The following is a 2,010-nucleotide window of genomic DNA, read 5'->3' as shown; positions in this document are numbered from 1 at the left end:
GGATTTGACATAATTTACTCCTGTTAAATAGTAATTATCTTTTTTTACGTAAAAGGATATAGAGACCTACAATAACGACGATTGACCATATTGCATTCATTGCGATTTTTTCGGGTAACCAGGTTACGGCAAATAGTGCAAATGTTATGACGAATAAAAGGGGAGTTGCACCTTTCAGGAAGAATATTAATTGGCCTTTTAACCAGTCTTTAATAGCATTAATCATCCCTTTATCATCCTTGAAATCGCATATGCAATATCGCTGTCTGAAGCATAAGCTTGGTTAAGTATGGGGGTTCTTATTATTACTGGCTCAATCAAGAAAAACATCATTTCAAGTTCTTCCTGATAAAGTAGATTATAGTAATAAGCATTATAGTTTTTTAGATGGTTGGCGCTTCTGGATGCCTGCTCAACGACACCATAAAATTTTAAACCAAGAACGGCATATGTAGAAAACGATGTGATCTTTTCTTTCATCCAAATGTTGGTATTAACACTACTACAAACAGCCATAGTTGCCGAATATATAAAAGCCTGGCTGGATAGCATCGATGATGAAATTGATACGCCTAAATTTATAAGATTTCGTTGTATGTTATGTATTCTGTTTTCACTTTTGTTGTCTAATAAGCTTTTAATATAAATATAGAGCATCTTGTAGATAACGTTTCTGTGTTTTATTAACTGGACGATGCCTTTCAAAAATCTTGAATCTTCTTTGCGTAATCGTAAACATACGTCCTGATAATTTTCAGTAAAGCACGAAAGTTGGTAGCTTAATCGCGTTGCCCCATCATTTATCTGGTGCGCTTGCTTTAATACTTCATCTTTTACGCCTGTTAAGGCATGTTCTAACTTTAGTGCCAATATTTTATGAGCATCCATTGATGTTATTAATGAGTCACTGTAATACATATTGCACTCTTAAGGAGGAAACGTAGATGTAATTTTCTATTAATATTAGCGTTCTGCTGTGATGAGTATCGCAATAGTATGTCTTTAATAAAAAAGATAGGGTTGTTAACCGTTGGGTCATATGTATTGTGAATAATGTGTGGCTATCAATTTATATATTGTATGAGCGTGGGAGTTCGATTGGTTGTGTATTAGTTCAGGAGTCGTATGGCCGGTGAAGGTGAAACTGGGTGCCGCCAGACGAGCGCAACTGCGAGTATTGCTTTAAGATTGTAGTGATCTCGCTCTGAAAATCTGGTGTCTCCTTTCCTGCCGAACTATCCGGAATTTCCGGATAGTTGAATGCAGACCAATTTCGCCATCAGAAAATCTGTTTGTGGAATGCGAATTGATGGTTCGAGCATGGATATTGGGTGCGACTTTCACTGCATGTCGTATCCACATCGTCTAACGCACCAGGCTGGTTGTAGGTCAGAAATTGCCGCTAAGCCAGGTGGTTTGTATTGGATTTTGCAGGGCGCTTTCCAGGACGCGGAGTTTGAATCGCTGCAAGCGCGTCCTCTATCTCCGTGAGCTTTGCCTTCGTCCGTTTGTAATCATCCTGCAACCTCTGCTCCTGCTCATTATACGCCACCAGAACAATACACCCTTTCATCACTTTGACGGTCACCTGATGTCCGGTTTCAAACCCTGCCGCGCGAAGCCATTTGCCGGACAGAATGATATTGGGCGTGGATTTGTCGAAAACATTCGGGCGGTATCCCACAATTAACGAACGCTCGGTTCCGGATTGGTCGGTGTCTGGGGTAGAATGCGAATCAGCCATAATCAACTCCTTGATAGTTGGTGAGGTTAGACGCTCCTGTTGTGTTCCCGCACATCGGAGCGTTGCTAGTAGAGGAGGTTTAGGTGGCCTCCTATATGACTCTGAGTAGATGGATAGGTGGCCTCATGTCAATCATATCGCGCGAAAAAAAACCAAAAGGCGGTGGGCAGTCCCCGCAATTTAAGATGCGTATTGATCCGGCATTGAAGGAGCAGTTGGATGCCGTGGCGGCTGAGGAAGGGGTGAGTCTCGCCAGTTGGTTGAAG

3 protein-coding genes are annotated in these 2,010 nt (G+C 41.5%); 1 reads left to right on the top strand and 2 read right to left on the bottom strand.

All coding sequences use genetic code 11. The annotated features are described in order from the left end of the window. Nucleotides 1–222: 222 nt before the first annotated feature. Nucleotides 223–918: a hypothetical protein gene (locus tag M8370_RS23195; RefSeq protein ID WP_250021856.1), complete on the bottom strand. Its 696-nt coding sequence runs from the start codon at nt 916–918 to the stop codon at nt 223–225. 484 nt (nt 919–1,402) lie between these two features. After that, on the bottom strand, nt 1,403–1,744 hold the full coding sequence (locus M8370_RS23190) for a SymE family type I addiction module toxin (protein WP_040021041.1): 342 nt from the start codon (nt 1,742–1,744) through the stop codon (nt 1,403–1,405). 125 nt (nt 1,745–1,869) lie between these two features. On the opposite strand from M8370_RS23190, the gene M8370_RS23185 reads away from it, so the two are divergent. Then, a partial coding sequence (locus tag M8370_RS23185) for a toxin-antitoxin system HicB family antitoxin (protein ID WP_250021857.1) occupies nt 1,870–2,010 on the top strand: 141 nt, incomplete at its 3' end.

This window comes from Enterobacter cloacae complex sp. OE43NF (assembly GCF_023544405.1).
Taxonomy (GTDB): Bacteria; Pseudomonadota; Gammaproteobacteria; order Enterobacterales; family Enterobacteriaceae; genus Enterobacter; species Enterobacter cloacae.
Note: the sequence above shows the minus strand (reverse complement) of the source record. Positions and strands in the feature narration are given on the sequence as shown.